General features: G+C 60.3%; 25 protein-coding genes. 14 read left to right on the forward strand and 11 right to left on the reverse strand.

Annotated features, from left to right (window positions below; genetic code table 11):
* Nucleotides 1-4: 4 nt before the first annotated feature.
* The gene (locus EB809_RS10455; RefSeq protein WP_123634765.1) at nucleotides 5-1,534 is read left to right on the forward strand and encodes an acyl CoA:acetate/3-ketoacid CoA transferase; all 1,530 of its coding nucleotides are present in this window, start codon (nucleotides 5-7) and stop codon (nucleotides 1,532-1,534) included.
* Between the two features lie 72 nt (nucleotides 1,535-1,606).
* Here the strand turns inward: EB809_RS10455 and EB809_RS10460 are convergent, their stop codons facing one another.
* Complete coding sequence (locus tag EB809_RS10460; RefSeq protein ID WP_123634766.1) at nucleotides 1,607-2,548, reverse strand: electron transfer flavoprotein subunit alpha/FixB family protein; 942 nt, start codon at nucleotides 2,546-2,548, stop codon at nucleotides 1,607-1,609.
* A complete protein-coding gene (locus EB809_RS10465) occupies nucleotides 2,549-3,298 on the reverse strand; it encodes an electron transfer flavoprotein subunit beta/FixA family protein (RefSeq protein ID WP_123634767.1) in 750 nt (249 codons plus the stop codon).
* A gap of 738 nt (nucleotides 3,299-4,036) precedes the next feature.
* Between EB809_RS10465 and EB809_RS10470 the strand changes: the two genes are divergently transcribed.
* The gene (locus EB809_RS10470; protein WP_123634768.1) at nucleotides 4,037-5,689 is read left to right on the forward strand and encodes an electron transfer flavoprotein-ubiquinone oxidoreductase; all 1,653 of its coding nucleotides are present in this window, start codon (nucleotides 4,037-4,039) and stop codon (nucleotides 5,687-5,689) included.
* A 145-nt stretch (nucleotides 5,690-5,834) separates the two neighbouring features.
* Here EB809_RS10470 and EB809_RS10475 read toward each other — a convergent pair whose 3' ends face one another.
* From EB809_RS10475 to EB809_RS10485, 3 genes are all read right to left on the reverse strand, one after another.
* The gene (locus tag EB809_RS10475) at nucleotides 5,835-6,296 is read right to left on the reverse strand and encodes a peptidylprolyl isomerase (RefSeq protein WP_123634769.1); all 462 of its coding nucleotides are present in this window, start codon (nucleotides 6,294-6,296) and stop codon (nucleotides 5,835-5,837) included.
* Nucleotides 6,297-6,568: 272 nt separating this feature from the next.
* Nucleotides 6,569-7,129, reverse strand: a complete 561-nt coding sequence (locus tag EB809_RS10480) for a DUF1285 domain-containing protein (protein ID WP_123634770.1) — start codon at nucleotides 7,127-7,129, stop codon at nucleotides 6,569-6,571.
* A 56-nt stretch (nucleotides 7,130-7,185) separates the two neighbouring features.
* Nucleotides 7,186-8,085, reverse strand: coding sequence for a radical SAM protein (locus EB809_RS10485; protein ID WP_123634771.1), 900 nt, complete (start codon nucleotides 8,083-8,085; stop codon nucleotides 7,186-7,188).
* Between the two features lie 107 nt (nucleotides 8,086-8,192).
* Between EB809_RS10485 and EB809_RS10490 the strand changes: the two genes are divergently transcribed.
* Nucleotides 8,193-9,323, forward strand: a complete 1,131-nt coding sequence (locus tag EB809_RS10490) for an aminotransferase class V-fold PLP-dependent enzyme (protein WP_123634772.1) — start codon at nucleotides 8,193-8,195, stop codon at nucleotides 9,321-9,323.
* 42 nt (nucleotides 9,324-9,365) lie between these two features.
* Here EB809_RS10490 and EB809_RS10495 read toward each other — a convergent pair whose 3' ends face one another.
* The 4 genes from EB809_RS10495 to EB809_RS10510 form a co-directional block, all read right to left on the reverse strand.
* The gene (locus EB809_RS10495; protein WP_123634773.1) at nucleotides 9,366-9,821 is read right to left on the reverse strand and encodes a SixA phosphatase family protein; all 456 of its coding nucleotides are present in this window, start codon (nucleotides 9,819-9,821) and stop codon (nucleotides 9,366-9,368) included.
* A 16-nt stretch (nucleotides 9,822-9,837) separates the two neighbouring features.
* Nucleotides 9,838-10,908, reverse strand: coding sequence for an NAD(P)H-dependent glycerol-3-phosphate dehydrogenase (locus EB809_RS10500; protein WP_123634774.1), 1,071 nt, complete (start codon nucleotides 10,906-10,908; stop codon nucleotides 9,838-9,840).
* Nucleotides 10,909-11,008: 100 nt separating this feature from the next.
* Nucleotides 11,009-11,497: an STAS domain-containing protein gene (locus EB809_RS10505; RefSeq protein ID WP_123634775.1), complete on the reverse strand. Its 489-nt coding sequence runs from the start codon at nucleotides 11,495-11,497 to the stop codon at nucleotides 11,009-11,011.
* A gap of 1 nt (nucleotide 11,498) precedes the next feature.
* On the reverse strand, nucleotides 11,499-12,683 hold the full coding sequence (locus EB809_RS10510) for a PP2C family protein-serine/threonine phosphatase (RefSeq protein ID WP_123634776.1): 1,185 nt from the start codon (nucleotides 12,681-12,683) through the stop codon (nucleotides 11,499-11,501).
* 124 nt (nucleotides 12,684-12,807) lie between these two features.
* Here EB809_RS10510 and EB809_RS10515 point away from each other — a divergent pair, with 124 nt between their 5' ends.
* Nucleotides 12,808-14,274, forward strand: a complete 1,467-nt coding sequence (locus EB809_RS10515) for an HD domain-containing protein (protein WP_123634777.1) — start codon at nucleotides 12,808-12,810, stop codon at nucleotides 14,272-14,274.
* On the opposite strand, the gene EB809_RS10520 is transcribed toward EB809_RS10515, so the two are convergent.
* The gene (locus EB809_RS10520; RefSeq protein ID WP_223807911.1) at nucleotides 14,231-15,289 is read right to left on the reverse strand and encodes an NAD(P)/FAD-dependent oxidoreductase; all 1,059 of its coding nucleotides are present in this window, start codon (nucleotides 15,287-15,289) and stop codon (nucleotides 14,231-14,233) included. The genes EB809_RS10515 and EB809_RS10520 overlap by 44 nt on opposite strands.
* 118 nt (nucleotides 15,290-15,407) lie before the next feature.
* On the opposite strand from EB809_RS10520, the gene EB809_RS10525 reads away from it, so the two are divergent.
* The 10 genes from EB809_RS10525 to EB809_RS10570 all read left to right on the forward strand — a co-directional run bounded on the left by EB809_RS10525 (nucleotide 15,408) and on the right by EB809_RS10570 (nucleotide 23,847).
* Entirely contained in the window at nucleotides 15,408-16,367 is a 960-nt protein-coding gene (locus EB809_RS10525; protein WP_123634778.1) for an acyl-CoA desaturase, read from the forward strand.
* Nucleotides 16,364-16,798 (forward strand): nuclear transport factor 2 family protein, encoded by a 435-nt coding sequence (locus tag EB809_RS10530; protein WP_223807912.1) that lies wholly within the window; start codon nucleotides 16,364-16,366, stop codon nucleotides 16,796-16,798. Before EB809_RS10525 ends, EB809_RS10530 begins: the two co-directional genes overlap by 4 nt.
* On the forward strand, nucleotides 16,795-17,589 hold the full coding sequence (locus EB809_RS10535; protein WP_123634779.1) for an SDR family NAD(P)-dependent oxidoreductase: 795 nt from the start codon (nucleotides 16,795-16,797) through the stop codon (nucleotides 17,587-17,589). The genes EB809_RS10530 and EB809_RS10535 overlap by 4 nt, the downstream gene beginning before the upstream one ends.
* Complete coding sequence (locus tag EB809_RS10540; RefSeq protein WP_123634780.1) at nucleotides 17,586-18,848, forward strand: NAD(P)/FAD-dependent oxidoreductase; 1,263 nt, start codon at nucleotides 17,586-17,588, stop codon at nucleotides 18,846-18,848. Before EB809_RS10535 ends, EB809_RS10540 begins: the two co-directional genes overlap by 4 nt.
* A gap of 2 nt (nucleotides 18,849-18,850) precedes the next feature.
* Nucleotides 18,851-19,741, forward strand: a complete 891-nt coding sequence (locus tag EB809_RS10545; protein ID WP_123634781.1) for a DUF1365 domain-containing protein — start codon at nucleotides 18,851-18,853, stop codon at nucleotides 19,739-19,741.
* Entirely contained in the window at nucleotides 19,729-20,991 is a 1,263-nt protein-coding gene (locus tag EB809_RS10550) for an SAM-dependent methyltransferase (RefSeq protein ID WP_123634782.1), read from the forward strand. The genes EB809_RS10545 and EB809_RS10550 overlap by 13 nt, the downstream gene beginning before the upstream one ends.
* Nucleotides 20,988-21,512 carry a DUF2878 domain-containing protein gene (locus tag EB809_RS10555; RefSeq protein ID WP_123634783.1) on the forward strand — a complete coding sequence of 175 codons (525 nt, stop codon included), beginning with the start codon at nucleotides 20,988-20,990 and terminating at the stop codon, nucleotides 21,510-21,512. The genes EB809_RS10550 and EB809_RS10555 overlap by 4 nt, the downstream gene beginning before the upstream one ends.
* Nucleotides 21,513-21,517: 5 nt before the next feature.
* Nucleotides 21,518-22,273 carry a hypothetical protein gene (locus tag EB809_RS10560; RefSeq protein ID WP_123634784.1) on the forward strand — a complete coding sequence of 252 codons (756 nt, stop codon included), beginning with the start codon at nucleotides 21,518-21,520 and terminating at the stop codon, nucleotides 22,271-22,273.
* A 108-nt stretch (nucleotides 22,274-22,381) separates the two neighbouring features.
* Nucleotides 22,382-23,194 (forward strand): exodeoxyribonuclease III, encoded by an 813-nt coding sequence (gene xthA / locus EB809_RS10565; protein ID WP_123634785.1) that lies wholly within the window; start codon nucleotides 22,382-22,384, stop codon nucleotides 23,192-23,194.
* Between the two features lie 26 nt (nucleotides 23,195-23,220).
* Nucleotides 23,221-23,847 carry a TetR/AcrR family transcriptional regulator gene (locus EB809_RS10570; protein ID WP_123634786.1) on the forward strand — a complete coding sequence of 209 codons (627 nt, stop codon included), beginning with the start codon at nucleotides 23,221-23,223 and terminating at the stop codon, nucleotides 23,845-23,847.
* Between the two features lie 54 nt (nucleotides 23,848-23,901).
* On the opposite strand, the gene EB809_RS10575 is transcribed toward EB809_RS10570, so the two are convergent.
* The gene (locus EB809_RS10575) at nucleotides 23,902-24,345 is read right to left on the reverse strand and encodes a phasin family protein (RefSeq protein ID WP_123634787.1); all 444 of its coding nucleotides are present in this window, start codon (nucleotides 24,343-24,345) and stop codon (nucleotides 23,902-23,904) included.
* Between the last annotated feature and the right edge of the window lie 80 nt (nucleotides 24,346-24,425).

Consider the following 24,425-nt stretch of genomic DNA (forward strand, 5'->3'; position numbering starts at 1 on the left):
TTCGATGTCACATCCCAAACTGATTTCCGCAGAGCAGGCGGCCGCCCTCGTCCCGGAAGGCGCGACACTGGCCACAGGCGGGTTTGTTGGAATCGGCTTTCCGGAAGCCCTGGCCCGAGCCCTCGAACACCGTTTTGTGGCCGAACAGGCACCCCACAACCTGACCCTGGTCTACGCGGCCGGTCAGGGGGATGGCGGCGACCGGGGGCTGAACCACCTGGCCCACGAGGGTCTCGTCAAACGGGTGATCGGTGGCCACTGGGGCCTGGTTCCCAAGCTGGGCGCCCTGGCCTGCAACAACCGCATCGAGGCCTACAACCTGCCCCAGGGCGTGATTGCGCAGCTCTACCGGGACATCGCCGCCGGCAAGCCCGGCATGCTGACCCACGTGGGCCTGCATTCGTTTGTCGACCCCCGCCACGGCGGGGGGCGGATGAACGAGCGCACCGAGGAGGATCTGGTGGAGGTGATGAACCTCAAGGGTCGCGACTACCTGTTCTATCCCACCTTCCCGATCCATGTGGCGTTCCTGCGAGGCACCACGGCGGATGCCCGCGGCAACATCACCACCGAGAAGGAGGCCCTGCCCCTGGAAAGCCTGGCCATCGCCCAGGCAGTCCACAATTCCGGCGGCAAGGTGTTCGTGCAGGTGGAGCGTCTGACGGAGCGGCACCAGCTTCATCCCGAACGCGTGAAGATACCCGGCATACTCGTGGATCACATCATCCTGGCGAAGCCGGAAGAACATCTACAAACGTTTGCCGAGCCCTACAACCCGGCCTACACCAGCGAGATCCGGCTGCCGGCCCTGGAGGGGGGCGACCCGCTCAGTATCCGCAAGCTGATTGGCCGCCGGGCGGCCGAGCATCTGGAACCGGGCGCTGTCGTCAATCTCGGTATCGGCATGCCGGAACAGGTGGCTGAGGTGGCAGCAGAGAAAGGTTTGCTGGATCGGATCACCCTGACCATCGAACCCGGCGCCATCGGCGGTCGCCCGGCCGGCGGTCTAAGCTTCGGGGCCGCCGCCAATGCCGAGGCGGTGATCGACCAACCGGCCCAATTCGACTTCTACGACGGGGGCGGTCTGGAGCAGGCGTATCTCGGTATGGCACAGGTGGATCGGCACGGCAACGTCAACGTGAGCCGCTTCGGGTCGCGTCTGTCCGGTGCCGGGGGCTTTATCAACATCAGCCAGAATGCCCGTGAGGTTTTCTTCATGGGCACATTCGAGGCAGGCAAGCAATCCATCGCCATCGACGAGGACGGCCTGAGGATTGAAGAGAGTGGAAGCGGACGCAAGTTTGTGTCGGATGTCGAGCACCTGACCTTCAATGGTCGCTATGCCCTGGAGCGCGGGCAGCGGGTGTTCTACATCACTGAGCGATGCGTATTCCAGCTCACCGAAAACGGCCTGGAGTTGATCGAGATAGCGCCGGGGCTGGATCTGGATCGCGACATCCTGGCCTACATGGATTTCCGTCCAGCCATCTCCAGCCGACTCCATGTCACCGACCGGCGTCTGTACACGCTTTGACGAAAGAGTTTCCTTCCACGCAAATAAAAAGGGCGCCGTAGTGGCGCCCTTTTTTATAACTGAATCCGTTCTTTACAGAACTTTCTTCAGTTCTTCCTCGAGCTGCGGAACCGCTTCGAACAGGTCCGCAACCAGGCCATAGTCCGCGACCTGGAAGATCGGGGCTTCTTCGTCCTTGTTGATCGCAACGATCACCTTGGAGTCGGACATGCCCGCCAGGTGCTGGATCGCGCCAGAGATACCGACGGCCACGTACAGCTGCGGCGCCACGATCTTACCGGTTTGACCGACCTGCATGTCGTTCGGTACGAAACCGGCGTCAACCGCGGCACGGGATGCACCCACAGCGGCACCCAGCAGATCCGCGACTTTTTCCAGCATCTGGAAGTTTTCGCCGTTCTGCATGCCGCGACCACCGGAGATCACGATACCGGCACTGCCCAGGTCCGGACGATCGGACTCGGCCAGCTGCTCGCTGACGAAGGAAGACACGCCGGCGTCCTGAGCACCGTCAACGGTCTCAACGGATGCAGAACCGCCTTCACCTGCCACGGGATCAAACGCGGTCGGACGAACGGTCACAACCTTGATGCCGTCGCTGCTCTTCACGGTTGCAATGGCATTACCCGCGTAGATCGGACGCACGAAGGTGTCTTCGGACTCGACACGAACGATGTCGGAGATCTGAGCAACATCCAGCAGCGCGGCAACGCGCGGCATGAAGTCCTTACCGGTGGTGCCGGCAGCTGCGAAGATGTGGCCGTAGTTCTTGCCCAGGTCGGACACCAGCAGGGACAGGTTTTCCGCCAGGAAATGGCCGTAAGCCGCGTTGTCCGCAACCAGAACCTTGTTGACGCCTTCGATCTTGGCCGCTGCTTCGCCTACGGCGCCGCAGTTCTCGCCGGCAACCAGAACGTCGATGTCACCACCTACAGCCTTGGCCGCCGCGACGACATTCAGGGTCGCCTGCTTCAGGCTGCTGTTGTCATGTTCAGCAATTACAAGGATGCTCATTTAGATCACCTTCGCTTCGTTCTTCAGTTTGTCGACGAGTTCTGCCACATCGGCAACCTTCACACCGGCCTGACGGGAAGCCGGAGCCTCAACCTTCAGGGTGGACAGGCGCGGAGCCACATCAACGCCCAGATCGGCCGGGCTCATGCTGTCAAGCGGCTTCTTCTTGGCTTTCATGATGTTGGGCAGCGAAGCGTAACGCGGTTCGTTCAGACGCAGGTCCGTGGTCACCACAGCCGGCAGGTTCAGGGATACCGTCACCAGACCGCCGTCCACTTCACGGGTCACGTTGACCTTCTCGCCTTCAACAACCACTTCCGACGCGAAAGTGCCCTGACCCATACCGGTCAGCGCGGCCAGCATCTGGCCCGTCTGGTTGTTGTCGGTGTCGATGGACTGTTTGCCCAGGATAACCAGCTTGGGCTCTTCCTTCTCGACAACGGCCTTCAGCAGCTTGGCGGCTTCCAGGGACTGGACTTCCTCGTCGGTCTCGACGTGGATACCGCGGTCGGCACCGAGGGCCAGAGCGGTACGGATCTGCTCCTGGGCAGCCTTGGGACCAATGGAAACCACAACGATTTCAGTGGCAACCCCTTTCTCTTTAAGGCGAACCGCTTCTTCCACAGCGATTTCGCAGAAAGGGTTCATCGCCATCTTGACGTTGGCAAGATCGACGCCGGTGTTATCCGGCTTGACGCGAACCTTTACGTTGTAGTCGATTACACGTTTAACAGCGACCAGAACCTTCATAGATTCCTCGTTCTTCTACGATGGGTTTAAGACTTGCAATCATGCAGTATCTGACGGGCCAGGCCACGTCCATACCAATGATTCCTGTCGCATCGATTCGTCCTGGGACCAATCGTACGGTTTCGTCGAGGCCATCCGTTCCGGCTTTTCCAGCTCTTTATTAAACGGGCCTCTCACCAACGGTGCGTGCGGCATTCGCACAAATGCACGTTGAACAACGGGCCAGCCTTATCATTTAGCCCCTTGTTAAAAGCGCCATAATACTGACGACAAAGCCCAGGGGGGTCAATAGTCGTGCAGGCATTACACAGCACCGTCATCGGTATTACAATGGCGCCCGGTAAGGCATGTCATAGCCGTCGCGTTGGCGATGTCACTATACAGCCGCCGGCAGCCAGTGACCTCTCCTGCTCGATTGCATTTGGGGCCAATGGTTCGCCACAGTGCCACGGGGCACGGCGATTTTCAAACAAACGTTTGTTTGATTTTTATTATATTGTATCCTTTGCGCCTGTGACACAAGCCTTTGGGCGGTAACACGTTCGTTTGTCGCCCAGGCTTTGGGTACTATATACTCCGCAGAGCGATTTACCAATACCGCTGTGCGGACCATGCGAGTCACAAACGACCTTGGCCGCCTGGATGCCCTAAAAACTAGAGAGAACCGGATTCTTCTTCGCTGCTTCTCAGATGCGCGTCGAAATCCCAATATCCACAATGAAGTTTGAGGAGACCAACGTGGAACGCGAATCGATGGAATTTGATGTTCTGATCGTCGGTGCGGGCCCTGCAGGGCTGTCCGCGGCCTGCCGCATCATGCAGATGGCACAGGAATCCGGCGAAGAACTCACCGTATGCGTCGTCGAAAAAGGCTCGGAAGTGGGCGCCCATATCATGGCGGGCACCGTCTTCGAACCGACTGCCCTCAACGAGCTCTTCCCGGACTGGAAAGAGAAAGGCGCACCGCTGAACACCCCGGTCACCCGCGACGACATCTTCGTCCTGCGCGGCCAGGACTCGGCCACCAAGGTCCCCAACGCGTTTGTGCCGCGCAACATGCACAACCACGGCAACTACATCATCAGCCTGGGCAACCTGTGCCGCTGGCTGGCCGAACAGGCCGAGGGCCTGGGCGTTGAAGTGTATCCGGGCTTCGCGGCTTCCGAGACCATCATCGAGGACGGCCAGGTCAAGGGCATCATCACCGGCGATATGGGCGTGGCCCGTGACGGCAGCCATAAAGACGGCTACATGCCGGGTATGGAACTGCGCGCCAAGTACACCCTGTTCTCCGAAGGCTGCCGCGGTCATCTGGGCAAGCGCCTGATCAAGGATTTCAACCTGGATGAAGGCAAGGATCCGCAGCACTACGGTATCGGCATCAAGGAACTGTGGGACATCGATCCGGACAAGCACGAGCCGGGTCTGGTCGTGCACACCACCGGCTGGCCGCTGACCGAGTCCGGTTCCACCGGCGGTTCCTTCCTGTATCACCTGGAAGGCGGTCAGGTGTATGTCGGTCTGATCACCGACCTGTCCTACAGCAACCCGCACATGAGCCCGTTCGAGGAATTCCAGCGCCTGAAGCTCCATCCCGAGATTCGCAAGTACCTGGAAGGCGGCAAGCGGGTGGCTTATGGTGCACGAGCCATCACTAAGGGCGGCTACAACGCGCTGCCTAAGATGAGCTTCCCGGGCGGCCTGCTGCTGGGCTGTGACGCCGGTACGCTGAACAGCTCCAAGATCAAGGGCTCCCACACCGCCATGAAGTCCGGCCTGCTGGGCGCTGAAGCGGTCTTCGAGGCTCTGAAGGAAGGCAAGTCCGGTGAGGAAATCACCAGCTTCGCCGAGCGTTTCGAGAACAGCTGGCTGTATAAAGAGCTGTACGACGAGCGCAACTTCGGCCCGGCCATGCACAAGTTCGGCAACATCATCGGCGGCGGCATCGCCTACCTGGAGCAGAACATCCTGCACCGCAGCCTGCCGATCACCTTCCGGGACACCACACCGGATTACGCGACGATGAAGCCGGCCGACCAGTCGAAGAAAATCGACTATCCGAAGCCGGACAACACGCTGACCTTCGACCGTCTGTCCTCGGTGTTCATTTCCAACACCAACCACGAGGAAGATCAGCCGATTCACCTGAAGCTGAGCAACTCGGAGATTCCGATCCAGGAAAACCTGCCGAAGTACAACGAGCCGGCGCAGCGTTACTGCCCGGCGGGCGTGTACGAGGTGGTGGAAGCGGACGACGGCAGTGGCAAGAAGTTCCAGATCAACGCCCAGAACTGTGTCCACTGTAAGACCTGTGACATCAAGGACCCGGCCCAGAACATCACCTGGGTCACGCCGGAAGGCGGTGGTGGTCCGAACTATCCGAACATGTAATAACGTTCGGCCGGAACAAAAAGGCGACCTTCGGGTCGCCTTTTTTATTGCAAGCATCGTCACACAGCCGGACTCGCGCCCCGCTTTTCTTCGGGCACAAAAAAAGCGGCTCAATGAGCCGCCTTTTCGATAACCTACCTGAGGCTTAGTGCACGTGGCCGTGCTCTACCTCTTCTTCGGTCGGCTCGCGGGTTTCGATGACTTCCACATCGAAGTTCAGGGTCTCACCGGCCAGCGGATGGTTGGCATCGATGGTGACGGTTTCTTCCTCAACTTCCACGACGCGAACGATCTGCGGACCGCCCGGAGTCTGTGCCTGGAACTGCATGCCCGGCTCAATGGTGTCAACGCCTTCAAAGGCGGAACGCGGAACCGGCTGAACCAGCTCTTCGTTCTTCTCACCGTAGCCCTCTGCCGGCTCGACGGAGACCTGAAGCTTCTCGCCAGCTTCTTTTTCGTTCAGCGCTGATTCCAGTCCGCTGATGATGTTCTGCGCGCCTTCCAGATAGGTCAGCGGCTCGCGACCTTCCTCGCGGGAAGAATCGAGCTGCTCGCCCTGTTCATTGGTAAGCGTGTAGTGAATGGTAACAACACGAGGTTGGGCCATGTGATCTCCTTGCGTGCCGCAAAAATAAGCAGTGTGTGTAACTCGGTAATCGAAAGTGTTCGTGAACAGGCGGACTGCACAGAGGGACTAACGACAACCATCCTCGTTCGAGAGCCAGGCTCTACAAAAAACAAGATGTTTAATGCAACAGCTTAACAAACGTCTTGCTGCGTACGCTACCTGAGGTTGAGACCGCACCCCGTTTTTTCAAGGGGACCGGACCGATTAATTGGAGAAAGCGTATGGATCACCTCAAGAAACGCTCGTTTCCCCTACCCCTGGCCCAACTCAAAAAACTGACCGTCGCTCCAAACACCCAGCACCTGCTCGTTGTCCGGACTGGCAACGGCGTATTCGGCCAACTCATAGTAAGCCGCTGTGACCAGGCGGGCTTCCAGCCCCTGCACCACCCCAACGAGTGGTCGTGGCTCGCCGCTGTCATAGCTGTCCATACGCAGCGGATGCTCGGCACCGACGACCAGTGACTCGCCGGTATTCAGCGTCAGAGTCAGCACCTGGTCGCGCCCTTCGCCACTCACATCCAGACCATGGGCCAGCAGCGGCGTGTCCTCGACCTGCAACCGCCATTTTTCGACTGGCGTCACCAGATAATATTCACCGTCGTCTTCGCGACGCAGGATGGTGGCGAACAGTCTCACGATCGCCTCCCGCTGCAGCGGCTTGCCCTGGAACAGCCAGGTCCCGTCCCGCAGGATGCGCATGTCGATATCCCCTGAGAGATCGGGGTGCCATTTATCCAAAGGTGGCCGGCCCTCGAACGCCTCGCGGGCTTCCCTGATCTGCTCTTCGATACGCTTCGTCTCGTCTGTCATGCTGTCTCCCGTTGATCCCATTCAGGCGTAACCGGCCCATCTGCAAGGCCCAAAGGTTAAAGGCCGCGCTGCCACTCCTGTCGCAGCGGCATGGCGCCAGGCTGCTCGATCGCCAGCCGGACTTCGCCGAGCAGGCGTTGTTTATCCCGTCCCAGACGGCCTTTCAGAACCAGGTAGTTGGAGGCGTGGTCGCTGCGGAATACCGTATTATCCAGCTCCAGATGGGACAGGAATTGCTCGATCTCCGAGAACAGGGCCGACTGGTCCAGCGGCTCGAAACCGTCCCCAAACCCTGCACGGAAACGCTCCTCGCCCTGCGGGAAGCTGACGACCAGAGTGGACAGGAAATCCGGCTGGGTGTCATTGCACAGCTTAGCGGTGTTGATGGCGTGCTGCTCCGAAAGTTGTTTCCCGCCCAGGCCATTCAGAACCATCACGGAGCTTTTGATGCCCGCTTCGCGCATCTTGAGCAGCGCACTGCGAGTCGACTCCGCCGTTTCGCCCTTGTTGACCCGCGCCAGAACCTCGTCGTCTCCCGATTCCATCCCCACATAGAGCATCTGCAGACCAGCGGCTTTCAGCGCCGTCATGTCCTCCACCGACTTCTTCGCCAGGTTGCGCGGCAGACAATAGCTGGTCACCCGCTCCAGCGCCGGAAAACGATCGTAGAGCGTTTCCAGCACCCAGAGCAGACGCCGGGTGGGCAGCACCATGGCGTCGCCATCCGCCAGGAATACCCGGCGCACCTGACCGTCGAAGGCGGAGGCTGCCCGCTCGATGTCGGCCAGCACCTCGTCGTCCTTGCGCGCCCGGAACTTCTTCTGGGGCTGGGTGTACATCTCGCAGAAACTGCACTTGTTCCAGGAACAGCCGTTGGTCAGCGGCAGTATCAGGGAACGCGCCTCACTCGGCGGCCGGAATACCGGCTCAATATAGTCGATGGGAAATGACCACATAGGTCTTCAAAACTCCGTCTCGTATCCGCTGTATGGTAGTGTCGGTACACAGGGCCTGGCCCGGATTCAATCAGACGCCGACTCCAAAAAGGATATCCAATCTTATCATGGACCTGGATAACGAATTTAAACTCGATCCTCAGATCAGTTATCTCAATCACGCGGCCGTGGCGCCCTGGCCAACTCGCGCTGCTGACGCCGTCGCCCGATTTGCCCGCGAGAATGCCGAACGGGGTGCGCAGCACTATCCCCGCTGGATGGACGTCGAAAGCCAGTTGCGAACGAACCTCGCCCAACTATTGAATGCACCTTCGGCGGACGATATCGCACTGGTCAAAAACACCTCCGAGGCGCTGTCATTCGTGGCCTACGGGCTGAGCTGGTCGCCGGGCGATGAGATCATTATCTCCGACCAGGAATTCCCATCCAACAGCATTGTGTGGGAATCCCTCGCCGACCAAGGCGTTACGGTCCGCAAAGTCAGTCTCGACGGAGACGATTGCGAGGCGGATATCATCGCCGCCTTCACAGAGAACACGCGCCTGCTGGCCATCAGCTCCGTGCAGTACGGAACCGGCCTGCGTGTAGATCTCGAAAGACTCGGCAAAGCGTGCAAAGAAGCGGACATCCTGTTTTGCGTCGATGCGATTCAGAGCCTCGGCGCCCTGCCCATGGACGTCCAACGGGCACAGATCGACTTCACCATGGCCGACGGACACAAGTGGTTGCTGGGCCCCGAAGGCCTGGGCGTCTTCTATGTACGTGCGGGGTTGCGGGATCAGCTCAAGCTGAACGAGTACGGCTGGCACATGGTGGATAAACGCGGGGATTTTGATCAGCACAGCTGGCGCGTCGCGCCGTCAGCGGTCAGATTCGAGTGTGGCAGCCCCAACAGCGTGGCCGCTCACGCCCTGGAAGCCAGCACCGGCCTGCTCCTGGAGCACGGCATGGATAACGTCCGGGATCACCTGTTTGCCAAAGTGGATTATCTGGCGGATGCCCTGCGAAACGTGCCCGGCGTCGCTATCCTGAGTGCGCTGGATGAACGCCGACGTTCAGGCATCCTGACTTTCCGGGTTGAAGGGCAACATTCCCAGGAGCTTTACAAGGCCCTGATGGCTGAGCAAGTGGTCTGCGCCAACCGGGGCGGCGGCGTTCGCTTCTCGCCGCACTTCTACACCACTGAACGCGCGATGGATCAGGCGGTGAATCGCTTGCGAAAGCTGATCGGCGCTTAGTGACCCATCGGGTTAGGTCGTTAACCCGATGAGACACTAAAATCAGGCCAGGAACTGAGCCTTCAGATCGCCACAACCGGGTCCGACGATAGGCAGGTCAAGCACCACCGCCTGGCTGGTCATGAAGGGAATGCCACGGCGGTGGCCGTCCACCAGCAAGGTGGCCAGTGACCCCACCAGCGGCATGTGCGAGACGATCATCAGTGTCTGCGGGAGATTATCTTCGGTGAGCAGCACATCCAGGCACTCACCGGGATCATTGTCCGGCGTCAGGAAGGGCCGCTCGATGATCGGCAAATTCATTACCTCGCCAACAATCGATGCCGTCTGCTGGGCCCGGGTCAGCGTCGAACACCAGATCAGCTCCGGCCGCCAGCGGGACGAGGCAATCTCGCTGGCCACCCGGCCACTGGCAAAGCGCCCGGCTTCGGTCAACTCCCGCATCTGGTCGATACTGTGCCAGCCGGCCTCGCCGTGGCGCATGATGATCAGTTTCACAACCGCCCTTTCCGCTTCAGGATGACAGGGTGCGCGGGAGAATGAACTCCACGTCTGAATTCTGCACCGCCGTCATCAGTCCGTTGATCACGTCGTATATGGTGGCGTCACTGTAGAGGATCTTGTGCAGCCCGCCGACCAGCGGCATGGGCACGCCCATGTCCTCCGCCTTGTCCTTGACCAGCTGCAGCGTGCGGATCCCTTCCGCCACCTGCCCCAGCTCGGCTACGGCGTCGTCCAGTTCCTGACCTTGACCCACCGCATAACCGATCCGGAAATTACGGCTCTTGGATGAGGTACAGGTGACGATCAGATCGCCTACGCCGGCCAGCCCCATAAACGTCATGGGGTTCGCCCCCAGGCTGACGGCGAACCGGCTCATCTCCGCCAGACTGCGGGTAATCAGCATGGCCCGGGCATTTTCGCCCAGCGACAGCGCTGAGGCCATGCCCGCCACAATCGCATAGATATTTTTCAGGGCCCCGGCCAGCTCTACACCGTACACGTCCACGTTGGCGTAGACCCGGAAATAATCGCACCCCAGCAATTCCTGGACACGATTGCGGACGTCAGGATCCTTGGCGGCGATAACGGTCGCTGTCAGGTCTCGCCCGGCGATCTCCTGCGCCAGATTGGGGCCACTCAGCACGCCGATTCGGGTGCGTGGAATTTCTTCCTGAAGGATTTCGCTCATCAGGCGGAACCCTTCCTTCTCGATGCCCTTGGTCAGGCTGACCACCACCTGCCCGTCTTCAAATTCCGTGGCATGCTCGCGGATCACCGTGCGGAAAGCTTTGCTGGGAATCGCGACGAAAATGGCCTCGGCCTCATGCACCGCTTCGCGGAAATCGGTGGTGGCCCGGATATCACCGCTCAGGACCACATCCGGCATATACCGGCGGTTGGTGCCAGCGGTCTTCACTTCTTCGACCTGGGCCTCGCTGCGCATCCAGAAGCGGACGGTGTGGCCATTTTCCGCCAGCACCTTGGCCATCGCCGTTCCAAAGCTGCCACCGCCGAGTACGGCAACCTGCCGGCCGGTTGGAGCGGATGGACGGGCGGATGTCGCTGTTTTGTTGTCAGACATGAAAATACCGTGGTGTATGAATCAGGGATGCGGGGCAGCGGGCGACGGCGTTCGGGCGAAGCGGATCAGCATGGCAAAGCGGAAGAAGGCGATTCCCCGATCAGGGTTCTTCGCACTCCAGCGCCCTTACCAGGTTCTTGAACTCTTCGCGGTTGCGGCTGTTCATGCCCATCAGGACCCGGTGTGCATCCAGTACCTTGTCACGGACCTGCTGTTCGCTGGCCCGGAGCACGGGAATCTCTTCCAGTTCTTCAATCCGGGAGGCTGGTTCGCGCACGATGATGAAAATCTTGTCGAACCCCATGGACGTAATGATGCGGGTCACATCGGGATTGGTGGAGATCAGTGTCGGCAGGAAATGACTGCGCTTCTCGGCAGCCATGGCGATCTTCGCCAACAGCCCCAGCGTGGTGCTGTCGATAATCTCGGTTTCGGAGAGATCAATGACAACCGTGCGGAATTCAGGGTTGTTCGTGATGGACTCAACCAGATTGTCCAGCGTTGAACACAGGTTCAGCCGGATTTCGCCGATAAACTTCAGGAGATAAATCCCTTGTTGCTCAGCTTGCAGTATCTTGTAGCTAGACATCTTAGTTCGCCACTACGTCCGTCACTGTCACAATAGCGATATCGTCCGGCAATTCTGTGATTGCATCGAGGTTCAGGGCATCACTCAAGGATGCGATAGTGTGACGACCTCCGGAAACGACTTCAAGTAGTTGTCGCTCCTTTTCATCGAGGCTTCGGGCCTTGATGACTTCCAGGATTCCGTCGGAAAACAGGATCAGGCGGAATCCTTCCTCCAGCGGCATTTCGTAGACGTCCCATGTGGGACTTTCAAACAGCCCGACCGGCAGGCCGTTACCTTCCAGAAAATGCCACTCGCCTTGGGCGTTACCCACCATCGGCATCGGGAAATGCGCCCCGACGGCATAAGCCAGCTTGCGCTCCTGATGATAGATAATGCCGGCAAACACCGTCAGGTGCTTGCCAAGCCCGGTGTCCAGCAGTTCCGAGTTGATCCGCTGCAGGAACCGGTCGGGGTACAGGATATCATCGCTGGAGCCCCTTCTTACATTACGTTGCAACCGGTTCGTCAGATTCTTCAGTAATACGGTCACAAAGGCCGAACTGGCACCATGACCGGAGACGTCGGCAATGTAGACCAGCGTCCGGTTCTCATCCAACGGGAAATAATCGAGAAAATCGCCACTCAGATAGAGGGACGGCTTGATCATATGATCAATAGACACCGCCGTTGACTCAAAGTGCCGATCCGGCAGCATCTTGAGCTGGACCTTGCGCCCGGCCCGCTGGTCGGCGCGCAACTCGGAAATCCCGGCCCGCAAATCACGGTTGGCGGCCTCCAGCTCCTGCCGGTAAACCTGGTTCAGCCTCGACACCCGCACCCGGTCGAACATCTTGGCCAGCACGTCGTCCAGTAGATCCTTGTCGTGGTAGGGTTTGATCACAAAGTCGGCGGCACCGGCCCGCAGGGCGGACACCACTTCCTCGGCGCTTTCCGAGGCGTGGCAGGCAATGATGGGCACAAACGCGTCCTCATCGTCCATGCGGTCCACCAGCTTGCGGATCAAGTCGGCGGAGACGTCGGCGAAGATCGCATCCGGCATCTTGTCTTCGAAGGCGGCTTCGGCCTTGCCGATGCTGGCGTACGTACTGACATAAAAGCCCCGGGATTCCAGGAAGCGGTCCAATTCCTTTGCCGCCGCGGGGTCCGGATCAACAATCAGAATGCGCTCAGTGCGCGATCCCATTTAAACTTCCTCCGAGAACACCCGCTGTATCAACGGGATATCACATGGCCATTTCAGGGGCTTGCCTTATCCGCTATTCTGGCACGGCGGCGACATATAACAAGCCTGAGGAGGCCTTTCCCGCATGCCACGAGCGATAGATGACCTGCTGGGCGCCTACGACAAGCTCATCATGGACCCGGTCCACGGCGGTATCCCGTTGTATCGCCACGAGATTCAGGTGATCGACCACCCGCTGTACCAGCGTCTGCGCAATATCTGCCAGAACGACATCCTGAGCCTCGTTTTTCCGGGCGCGACCCATTCACGGTTTCTCCACAGCATTGGCGTGATGCACGTGGGCACGCGCATGTTCCGCTCGATGATCAACGCCTACCTGCGGGAACAGCAGCTCAGTCGGGACGTCGACCTGACGCTGACGCAGCTCGAAGCCATCGACTACCTGTCCAAGATCATCCGCCTCGCCTGCCTGTTGCACGACAGCGGGCATTCCAGTTTTTCACACCAGTTCACCCAGGCGCGCCGGATCAAGGAACTGATGAGTCGCCCGAGCCGCTTCCGGGATCTCTGGGCCGGCATCGACATCAGTGACATCTACGATGAGCCGCCGGAAGAACTGGAGCACGAGCATTATTCCGTGCGGGTCGCCTACGACGTGCTCGAAAACACCGACCTGGAGCCTGCCGGACTGCATCGTAACGATGTGCTTGGAATTATGGAAACGACCCGCGTCACACCCTCCGAGGTTTTCTGCCGGCATGCGGAAACCTTCTGGTCGTTTATCGCCGGTCCGGACGCCCACGCCGGCGTGCTGCAGGATACCTCCACGCCACGCCTGGTCATGGACCTGTTGTCTTCGATCGTATCCGGCGAGATTGATGCGGATCGGGCCGACTACATGCTGCGGGATGGTTTCCACTCGTCCGTCACCATTGGCGGATTTAATCTGGATCACCTGCTGAGCAACCTGCGTTTTGGCTGGAACGTGGAGGAGCCGTGGCTGGGTCTGGCCATCACGCACAAGGGGCTGGGCGCATTGGAGGACTTTGTCTACAGCCGTTACCAGATGTACCGCAAGGTCTACGCCCACAAGACAGCCCTGGGCTTTGACTGGTTGCTGCGTGAGGCCATCAACGAGGTGCTGGAGGATCCGGAGACCTTCGACTGGGTCGATGTCTGCCTGAGCCGCATGGACTATTTTGCCGAACTGACGGACAACTTCTTCTGGGAAGCTTTCCGGCGCAAGGCGCGCCAGACGCCAAACAGCTACTCCAAGTGCATCGTGGACCGGATCAAGCTCGACCACCTCGACACCCGGGAGAACCTCACCCCCGAGCAACAACAGGCCCATATTGAAGAACTGGCCGGCATGCTCGGTACGTCACCGTCCGAGGTGGTCACCTGCACCATGCGGGCCCGCTTCTCCAACATTCAGGACAATTTCAACGGCATCAAGGTGCTGATGCGCGAACCGGTCACCCGCCGGCGTCATCTCAAGCGGATTACCGACGTCAGCGCCTTCTTCTCCAAATTCGGGGACGGCACCATCACCCACTTCTACCGTCGTCCGGAGCGGCTTCGCGCGCGGTAAGGATCGCCTCGGCCAGGGCCCGCCCACTCTGGAAGGCTCCTTCGACGCGACCGCCGGCCAGCCAGTCGCCACACAGGCCAATGCGTTGTTGCGGATACCACAGATGGCCAGGGTGCTCACCCGATTCCCGGGTTTTCGCATAGAGCCAGCGATGGGTCATGACCGTTTCCGGGAGCGATGACGGGTTCGTGCAGGTGCCGAAAGCCGCCAGCAGTTGGCGGGCCACCCAGTCCGCCTCGGCCTCCTGATGCGCTTCCGACCAGTCCGCCCGTGCGTGCAGAACCCACCAGCTGCCGTCGCTCTCCCGGCCAGGCTTGCTGCTGTTATTGGCCGCCCACTGGAGCACAGGGTGACGACAACTGAAGCCGTCGGTTCCCGGGCACGGATTCTCACGAAACTTGGCCATGACGGTCCAACAGGCATCCAGAGGAAAGTCCGTCAGCTCGTGCGCCGAGGTGTCCAGACCGGTATCGGATGCCAACAAGAGGTCCCGGGCCTGTACCGGAGGCGCCGTGATCAGCACGGCATCGAAATCACCCTGCACTGCACCGTTGGTATCAATCAGCGCCCAGCCCCCGGTAGCCCGCTCGATGCGTGCAATGCGAGTCTCGTAAACCACCGACAAGTCCGTGGCCAGAGCCCGGAAAATGGCAGTCATTCGAGGAACGCCCACGTATCGCGGGCCCGCGACAAAATCGGTCCAACGCCCGTCTTCCTGCTGGAAGCGGAGCTGACCGCGCCATTCTTCAAACGTGTCGTTACCGGCCCTGGATTCCAGAAACCGGCGAAACGCCGGATCGCGGATCGTGAAGTACTGCGCGCCGATATCGACCGCGCCATCCGGGACCCGCTTTGCGGCCAGGCGACCGCCCGGTCCCCGACTCTTCTCAAACAGCGTAACGGAAAGCCCGGCCTCTTCCAGAAAAATCGCCGCGGTTAGCCCACTCAGCCCTGAACCAACGATCGCAACGGTCCGTATGACATCTCTGACGGGTGAATCATTATCTATTTGCAAGGCAGTGCATCCAAAGTGTTGGTTTTAAACGTATAGTCACCGTCGTCGGGTTCCGGGCACGTTCCGGGCCCGGATATTCGAGTTATCCAGACCGTGCAATGGGAAGGCATTCACTTTCATGACCCGAGTACAGCATTGGCGCTACAGCATTCAAAGATGGTTCGACTCCGAAGCGCATTCAGATCAGCTTGACCGGCAGTCCCGCTCTTTCAACTGGGTTCGGGTAATGCCCTTCCTCGCGCTGCATCTGGCCTGTTTCGGTGCCCTTTTTACCGGCTTCAGTACGTTCGCGGTGGGGTTTGCCATCGCCTTCTTCGCCCTGAGAATGTTTGCCATCACCGGCTTCTACCACCGCTATTTCTCACACAAGACGTTCAAGACCAGCCGGGGCTGGCAGTTTGTCTTTGCGCTGGTCGGGGCCAGCGCCGCCCAGCGGGGGCCGCTCTGGTGGGCCGCCCACCATCGACACCACCATCAGCATTCCGACGCGCCGGAAGACCTTCACTCGCCGCAACACGGCGGTTTCTGGTGGTCCCATATTGGCTGGTTCACCTGCGACGCCGGCTTCGCGATGGACGACAAACGGGTCCGCGACTGGCTTAAATTCCCGGAGCTGCGGTTCATCAACCGATTCGACGCCCTGATGCCCGCCGTATGCATTGCCCTGATCTACCTGCTGGGCGAAGCCCTCGCTCGCTGGGCGCCGAGCCTAGGTACCAACGGGTTGCAACTGGTGGTCTGGGGCTTCTTTATCTCGACCGTGGCCCTGTTCCACGCGACGGTGTCGATCAACTCCCTGGCCCACGTCTGGGGTCGGCGGCGGTTCGAAACCACGGACGACAGCCGCAACAATGTGTGGCTGGCCCTGCTGACCCTGGGCGAAGGCTGGCACAACAATCACCACCGCTGGCCCCTCTCCGCCCGGCAGGGTTTCCGGTGGTACGAGATTGACGTGACCTACTACCTGCTGTGCCTGATGGAAAAGCTGGGCATCATCTACGACCTCAACCGTTTGCCCGACCATATCCGTCAGGAAGCCATCGAGATTGACCGCCAACACCGGAGGGATGTTGCATGACTATCATGCCGGAAACCTGTCTGGATCGCTTCCAGCGGCTTTTCAACCAGATGTCTTCGGACCAGTTAGGGGCGCTGGAGTCCGTTTACAGCCCGGACGTCCGGTTTACGGATCCGTTTGTCACCGTCGAAGGTCTGGACGCGCTGACGGAATATTTCTCCAGCGCCTACACCAATGTCATCAGCTGCAGCTTTCGCTTTGACGATGTGATCGGCGCGGACCCCGCCATCTGCCTGCCCTGGACCATGACACTGCAGCATCGCCGTATTCGCCGGGGTGCGCCGATCCAGGTCGATGGCATCAGCCATCTGCAGCTCGCCGATGATCTCATCATCGCCCACCGCGACTATTTCGACGCGGGCCAACTCCTGTACGAGCATCTGCCGGTGCTGGGCTCGGCGGTGCGCCTGATCCGGAAATACGCGGCATGAGTCAGTCAACCCTGGACCGACCGATCACGGTCTGGCTGACCGGCGCATCGTCCGGCATCGGCGAGGCACTGGCACAGGCAATGCTGGCGCAGGGGCATCACGTGATCGCAACCGGGCGGCGACGCGAACCTTTGGAAACGCTGGCCGCGGCCTACCCTGACCGGGTCACGGTGGCTCCCGCCGACACGACCGATCGGGGGGCCCTCAACGGCCTGACTGCAACATTCGCCGAGCAGGCGCCGCTGCAGATGGCGGTTCTCAACGCCGGCACCTGTGAGTATCTGGACATCAAGCACTTCGACGCCGACGTGATCGAGCATAACCTGCACACCAACGTTACCGGGACCGCCCGGAGTGTGGAAGCAGTCCTGCCGGCCCTGAGGGAAGCCCGCCGCCAGGGCCTGCCGGCGGAACTGGTGATTGTGGGCTCCTCGGCCTGGTGGTTCCCATTTGGACGCGCCGAAGGGTATGGCGCCTCCAAGGCCGCCCTGGCCTATCTGGCCCATTCGTTGCGGGCCGATCTTGCCGCCGAGGGCATCCGGGTCACACTGGTCTCGCCCGGCTTTGTGAAAACACCGCTGACCGATCGCAACGACTTCCCCATGCCCTGCCTGATCGAAGCCACCGAGGCCGCCGACCGTATCGCGAAGGGGCTGCAACGCGGGGCTTCCGAAATCCATTTTCCCCGGCGTTTTACCCTGACGCTGAAACTGCTGGGCGCGTTACCACAGAGCTGGGTCGACAGGCTGGCCGCCAGAATGACCCGATCATCCAAGGAACACCCTGAATGACAGACCGACAGAAAATAGCCGTCGTCGGCGGAGGCGTTGCCGGCCTGACCAGTGCCTGGCTGCTGGCCGATCATCACGATGTGACCCTGTTCGAGGCCGCCCATTACGCCGGCGGCCATACCAACACCCGGCCGGTTGAGCTGGGCGGACGTTCCTGGCCGGTCAACACCGGCTTTATCGTGTTCAACGACTGGACCTACCCGAACTTCATCAAGCTGATGGAGCGGCTCGGCGTGGCCTGGGAAGAAAGTGACATGAGTTTCAGCGTGGCCTGCGAGCGCACCGGGCTGGAATACAACGGCACCAGCCTCAACACACTGTTCGCACAACGGCGGAACCTGCTCAACCCGCCGTTTCTGAACATGATCCGGAAGATTTTGCGGTTCAACAAACAGACCCGCGCCGAGTTGGCCTCCGGCGGGATCAATGACGATGAAACGCTGGGCGAATACCTGAACCGCAACGGCTATTCCCGGTATTTCCGCAACTTCTACATCGTACCCATGGGCGCCGCGATCTGGTCGGCACCGGAGATTGTGCTGGAGCAGTTCCCGGTGCGCTTTTTCCTGCAGTTCTTCAATAACCACGGCATGCTGTCGGTCGACGATCGCCCCACCTGGCGCGTGATTTCAGGCGGCTCGGCGAGTTACGTGGACCGTATGATGGAAAAACTCGGCCCACTCACCCGGCTTAACAGTCCCGTTTCAGCCATCCGTCGGTTCGATGATCGCGTGGAGGTGACGGTCAATGGCCACACCGAATCCTATGACCAGGTGATCCTGGGCTGTCACAGCGACCAGGCACTGGCGATGCTGGCCGACCCCACCGATGCGGAAACCAAGATCCTGGGCGCCATCGAATACCAGGACAACGACGTCGTCTTGCACACCGACGACCGTCTTCTGCCCCGCAGCCGACGGGCCTGGGCCGCCTGGAACTATACGATTCCGGAGCACCCGACCGAACCGGTCTCGGTCACCTACGACATGAACATCCTGCAGAATTTCGACGAGGCACCGGAAACCTTCTGCGTCACGCTGAACCGGTCCGATGCCATCGATCCGGATCGCATCATCGAGCGCTACAAATATGCCCATCCAGTGTTCACCATGGATGCGGTCAATGCCCAACAGCGTTACGACGAGATTGGAGGCCACAACCGCACCCATTTCTGCGGCGCCTACTGGCTCAACGGTTTCCATGAAGACGGCGTGCGCAGCGCCCTGCGGGTGACGGACGCCTTCGGGGTGGGGTTATAACGATGACCGACGGACCGCTCCACAGTGCCTGGCTGGCCGGGCGCATTCGCCACCGTCGGATGCAGCCCGTCAATCACCAGTTCCAGTACCGCACCGGGCTGTTGGCGCTGGACCTGGACGACTGGCCCCGCATTGGTGAGATCAGCCGTCTGCTCTCCGTCGGTCGTTTCAACTGGTTGTCCTTGCATCGCAGCGATTACCTGGCCCCGGAGCAACCGGACCTGAAGCAGGCCGTGCAGGATCAGGTGGAGGCCGCCACGAGCTGGCGACCTGACGGGCGGATCGAACTGGTGACCCACCCCCGCTATCTCGGCTACATCTTCAACCCCGTCAGCTTCTACTGCTGCTATGCGGCAGACGCCCGGCCGGAAAACGGCGATCTGCCCCGTGTGGTGGCCGCGCAGATCACCAACACCCCGTGGCACGAGCGGCATGTCTATTGCCTTGAAGGCGCGCCGCTGCAAGTCAGCCGGGCGGGATGGCACACCCAGCAATACCGTTTTCAAAAACGCTTCCACGTGTCGCCGTATAACCCGATGGACCAGGAGTACCAGTGGGTTTTCAGCGCCCGCGGCCCCGAGTTGCGCATCCACATGAACGTCCGCCGCGACGGCGCCAAGGTTTTTGATGCGACGCTGGAAGTCCAACGCACCCCGGTCACTCGTAAAACGGTACAGAGTCACATCCGCCGCTTCCCGGTGGAAACGCTCAAAGTGGCCGCCGGTATCTACTGGCACGCCCTGAAACTGAAGTTGAAGGGGGCCGTTTTCCAGACCCACCCCGACAAACTCGACCGCCAGGACCCGGCCTACCGGCTGGGCCACGCCGATCACGGCGAACGGGTTGATAACGCCGTACCCGGAACAGGAAAGGTAAGCTCATGGAGAACCTGAACAGCACCGCAACCGAGGCCCGCCGCGCCTCGCTGACCAGCGACTGGGCCCGCCGACTTGTCCTCAAGCAACTGCAGCAACTCGAAGCTGGCGTCTTGACGGTCAAGGAAGCGGGCCGGGCCGATACCCTCTGCGGGGATGGAGACACCCGGTTCCCGCCCGCAGAGATCCGCATCCATGAGGCTTCCGCCTGGCGCGACATCCTGACCGGCGGCGGCATCGGGGCGGCGGAGGCCTACGTGGCCGGCGATTGGACGTCACCGGACCTGACCGCCCTGCTGCGGTTCTTTACCCGCAACATTGATCGCATGAACGCGTTCGAAGACCGCTTCAGCTGGATCACGAAACCGGCACTCAAGGGGTTGCACTGGCTCAATCGCAACAGCCGGGAAGGCTCCCGCAAGAACATCGAGGCCCATTACGATCTCGGTAACGCGCTGTTCGAAATCTTCCTTGATCCGACGATGATGTACTCGTCTGCCGTCTATCCCGACGAGGCCACCAACCTCGACGAAGCGGCGGTGTTCAAGCTGGACCTGATCTGCCGCAAGCTGAACCTGGGAGCAGACGACCGGGTCATCGAGATCGGCACGGGCTGGGGCGGCTTTGCCCTTCACGCCGCCCGCCACTATGGCTGCCACGTCACCACAACGACCATTTCCCGGGAACAGCACGATCTCGCGCAGGAACGAATTCGGAAGGAAGGCCTGGAAGACCGCATTACCTTGCTGTTCGACGACTACCGGGACCTTACCGGCCAGTACGACAAGCTCGTCTCCATCGAGATGATCGAAGCGGTTGGTCCCCAGTATCTGGAAAGCTATTTCAGCCAGATCAGCCACCTGCTCAAACCGGACGGGCTGGCCCTGATCCAGGCGATCAACATGCCGGAACAACGTTACGACCGGGCGCTTCGCAATGTGGACTTTATCCAGCGCTATATCTTCCCGGGCAGCTTTATCCCGTCGTTCGGCGCCATCCTGGAGGCCGTCCGTCACCAGACCGATCTGGTGATGGTCCAGAGTGACGACTTCGGCTTTCATTACGCGCGCACCCTGCAGGACTGGCGCCAGCGTTTTATGGACGCCCGTCGCCGGATTCGGGAACTCGGCTACGACGAAGCTTTCATCCGGCTCTGGGACTTCTACTTCAGCTACTGCGAAGCCGGTTTCTCGGAGCGGGCCATCGGGGTCTCCCAGATCCTGTTTGCCAAACCCGGCAACAAGCTGGACCCGCGGCTGACGCCATGATTGACCGGGGGCTGCTCCGCAACGGCCTGAACTTTGTGATGTTCCAGGCCGGCTGGCTGATTTGTGTGGCCTACCCGGGGCCGATCGCTGTGGTTGCGGCGGCGCTGGTGCTGGCGGTTCACCTGGGTGTCGTCAGCAGGTCGCCGTTGAGAGAAGCCCGCTTTATCCTGATCGGCACCCTGCTGGGCGTCCTGCTCGATGGTTTATGGTTTCGAGTCGGCGTACTCGTCAGTCCCGACGGCCAGCCGCTTTGGGTTCCTCTCTGGCTGGTGGCGTTGTGGGTACTGTTCATGACGACCCTGTGCCACTCGCTGGCCTGGCTCGGCGAGCACCGTGGTCTGATGGTGGCGCTGCCCCCCCTGGCAGGCCCTTTCGCTTACTGGAGCGCAACGCAACTGGGTGCCGTTACCCTGCCGAACCCGCTCGTCGGCCTGATCGCCATCGGGTTGGGCTGGCTGGTCCTGTTTCCGCTCCTGATGTTCATTCGACAGCACACCGTCCGGGAGGATGCACTGGCATGAGATATATGGCTTCTCTGCTTCTGCTGCTGACACCGCTCCTGTGTCTGGGCGCGGATAAACCGGCAGAATATCAATTCACCGGAACCGCCTACGGCGACGACGATGCACCGCTCTATGAGGAGCATCACGACGTCAACGGCGTTTGCCGGGACCAGCACTTCGTGCCCCAGTCGCACACCGTCGACTACGTGGCGCTGGACGAGTCGCTGGGCCGGCTCAACCACTCCTTCGCCCGCAAACAGATCGACTACACGAACAGCCCCTGGCGACCGACCGTGGACTTTTCCCAGCCCACCTTCGATGAGCGCCTGATGATCCGCAACGTGGATGATCGGGAAGCCCGGTTGCGCTGGCAGACACCCGCCGGCGACAAAAAGACGTTCGTGGTCCCGCTTGAGAAGGACACGGTCATCGATGCCGGTTTCGTGCACTTTATCCGTGACCATTGGAGCGCCCTGAAACAGGGGCAGTCCATTGAATTCAGCTTTCTTGCGCCCACCCGGGGTGAAACCTACGGTTTCGTGGCCGAGCCGACCACCCAAGATGAGCTCGATGCCGACCTGGTGATCAATATGCGACCGACCGGCGTCTTGCTGCGCTGGGTGGTCGACCCGATTATTCTGGGCTTCGACAAACAGGGCCGCCTCACCGACTACCTGGGGCTGGGCAACATTCGCAAGAACGAAGACCGCAACTACAACGTGCGTTTGCGCTACGACAAGACGCCCATCCCCTGTCCGCTCCTGCCCCGGGAGAATTGATCCGCGCGGCGTCACAGGTCGGACAGTTCGACCCTTTGTCCTGCCGAACGCTGTGGTAGACTCGCGTCATTGCCTATCCACCCGCCGAACAGGACAGATAATCAGCCGATGATCGTCGTCTCTTTCAACGTCAACAGTATTCGTACCCGCCTGCATCAGCTCCAGGCCGTTATCGACGCCTATAACCCCGATATCATCGGTCTCCAGGAAACCAAGGTGACCGACGAGGAGTTCCCGGCTGACGATATTCGGGCCATGGGCTATGACGTGTTTTTCCACGGCCAGAAGACCCATTACGGCGTTGCGCTGCTGACGCGGCACGAGCCCGAGTGTGTCCAGAAGGGCTATCCCTGGGACGAAGAGGACGCGCAGCGTCGCCTGATTGCCGGTCGCTTCAACATCGGCGGCCAGAAGCTGACGGTCATTAACGGCTACTTCCCGCAGGGTGAAAGCCGGGATCATCCGGTTAAATTCCCGGCCAAGGAAAAGTTCTACGCCGACCTCAACCGCTACCTGGCCGACATCGCCAAGCCGGACGATCCGGTGATTGTGATGGGCGACATGAACATCTCGCCCCGGGACGAGGACATCGGCATCGGCGCCGATAACGCCAAGCGCTGGTTACGCACTGGCAAATGCAGTTTCCTGCCGGAAGAGCGCGAGTGGATGAGCACGCTGGAAAGCTGGGGCCTGACCGATGTTTTCCGCCACCTGCATCCGGACGAAGCCGATACCTTCAGCTGGTTCGACTATCGCAGCAAGGGGTTCGAGCGTGACCCGCGCCGCGGCCTGCGCATCGACCTGATCATGGCCAGCAAAGGGCTGCTGCCCAAGGCCCGGGCATCCGGCGTTTCCTATGACATCCGTGGCATGGAGCGTCCCTCGGATCACTGCCCGATCTGGGCCGAATTCGACCTCTGATTGGCCAGCCGGGCCAGGGAACAGCCATGAAGGTCAAGACCCGCGACAGGATTCTGGACACCAGCCTGACTCTGTTTAACGTGGTGGGCGAGCCCAACGTGACCACCCTGCTGATCTCCGATGAAATGGAGATCAGCCCCGGCAATCTGTACTACCACTTCAAGAGCAAAGGCGACATTGTCGGCGAACTGTTCGGCCGCTACGAAGCCGAGTTGCTGGATCTGTTGGAAGTGCCATCGGATGTGGATATCAGTCTGGAGCAGCTGGGCATCTTTCTGCATCTGACGTTCGAGGCCATCGCCCGTTACCGCTTCCTGTACCAGGACCTGGTCAACGTACTGTCTCGCTATGACGCCCTGCAAAAACGTTTCCGGGCGATCCTCAAACTCAAGCGCCGCGCCTTCCTGACGCTGTGCGGCAGCCTGCGACAGCAGGACGTCATGACGATCGACGATCACGAACTGGACGCCTTGTGTGAGCAGCTGACGCTCACCCTGAGTTACTGGGTCAGCTTCGAGCTGCTGTCACACCTGAACAACAAGGACAATGTGGATCTGGGACGCGGCGTCTTCCAGATGATCAACCTGATCACCCCCTATCTGACCGAAGACACCGCCGAGCAAGCGCGCCTGATGGCGGAGGACTACCTTTAGTTGCCACCAGGCTGACGTAAACGCTATGACAAGAGAGGTTGCCGTGAGCGGCCGTTACTCCTCTTCGCTGTTCATCTTGCGCGCCTTGTCCTTGCGCACGGCCTTGAGCTCCGCTTCCAGCGCTGAAATGCGGGCTTCCAACGCTTCAATCTCTTCCCGGCGATGAATGCCCAGGCGGCGCAGGGCCCCGGAGACTCGCTGGTCGAACAGGCCTTCAAGACGATCCCAGGTGCCGCTTGCGCGCTCTTTCACGCCCTCGACATGACCTTCCACATTACGCACGTGGCGCTCAACGACGCCCCGCGTCTTGTTTTCCAGCTCTTCACCTTCGTGGACGAGACGATCAAAAAAGCGGCCGGCGTCTTCCTCCGCCTTGGTGTAGGCGCCCAGACCCGCCAGCCAGATCTGGCGAGCCGACCCCTTGATACGATCCGCCAACTGGGCATCACGTTCCTGATCGTTGTCGTTGCCCTTCTCTTGGTCGTTGTCACTGCTCATAGATACCTGCTCCAACAGCGGGCCGGTTTGTGAAAATCATCGGGACAATACCCTTCCCGCACCCTATATATTGAGCTCAT

It is taken from the genome of Marinobacter sp. R17, assembly GCF_003789045.1.
Classification (GTDB): domain Bacteria; phylum Pseudomonadota; class Gammaproteobacteria; order Pseudomonadales; family Oleiphilaceae; genus Marinobacter_A; species Marinobacter_A mangrovi.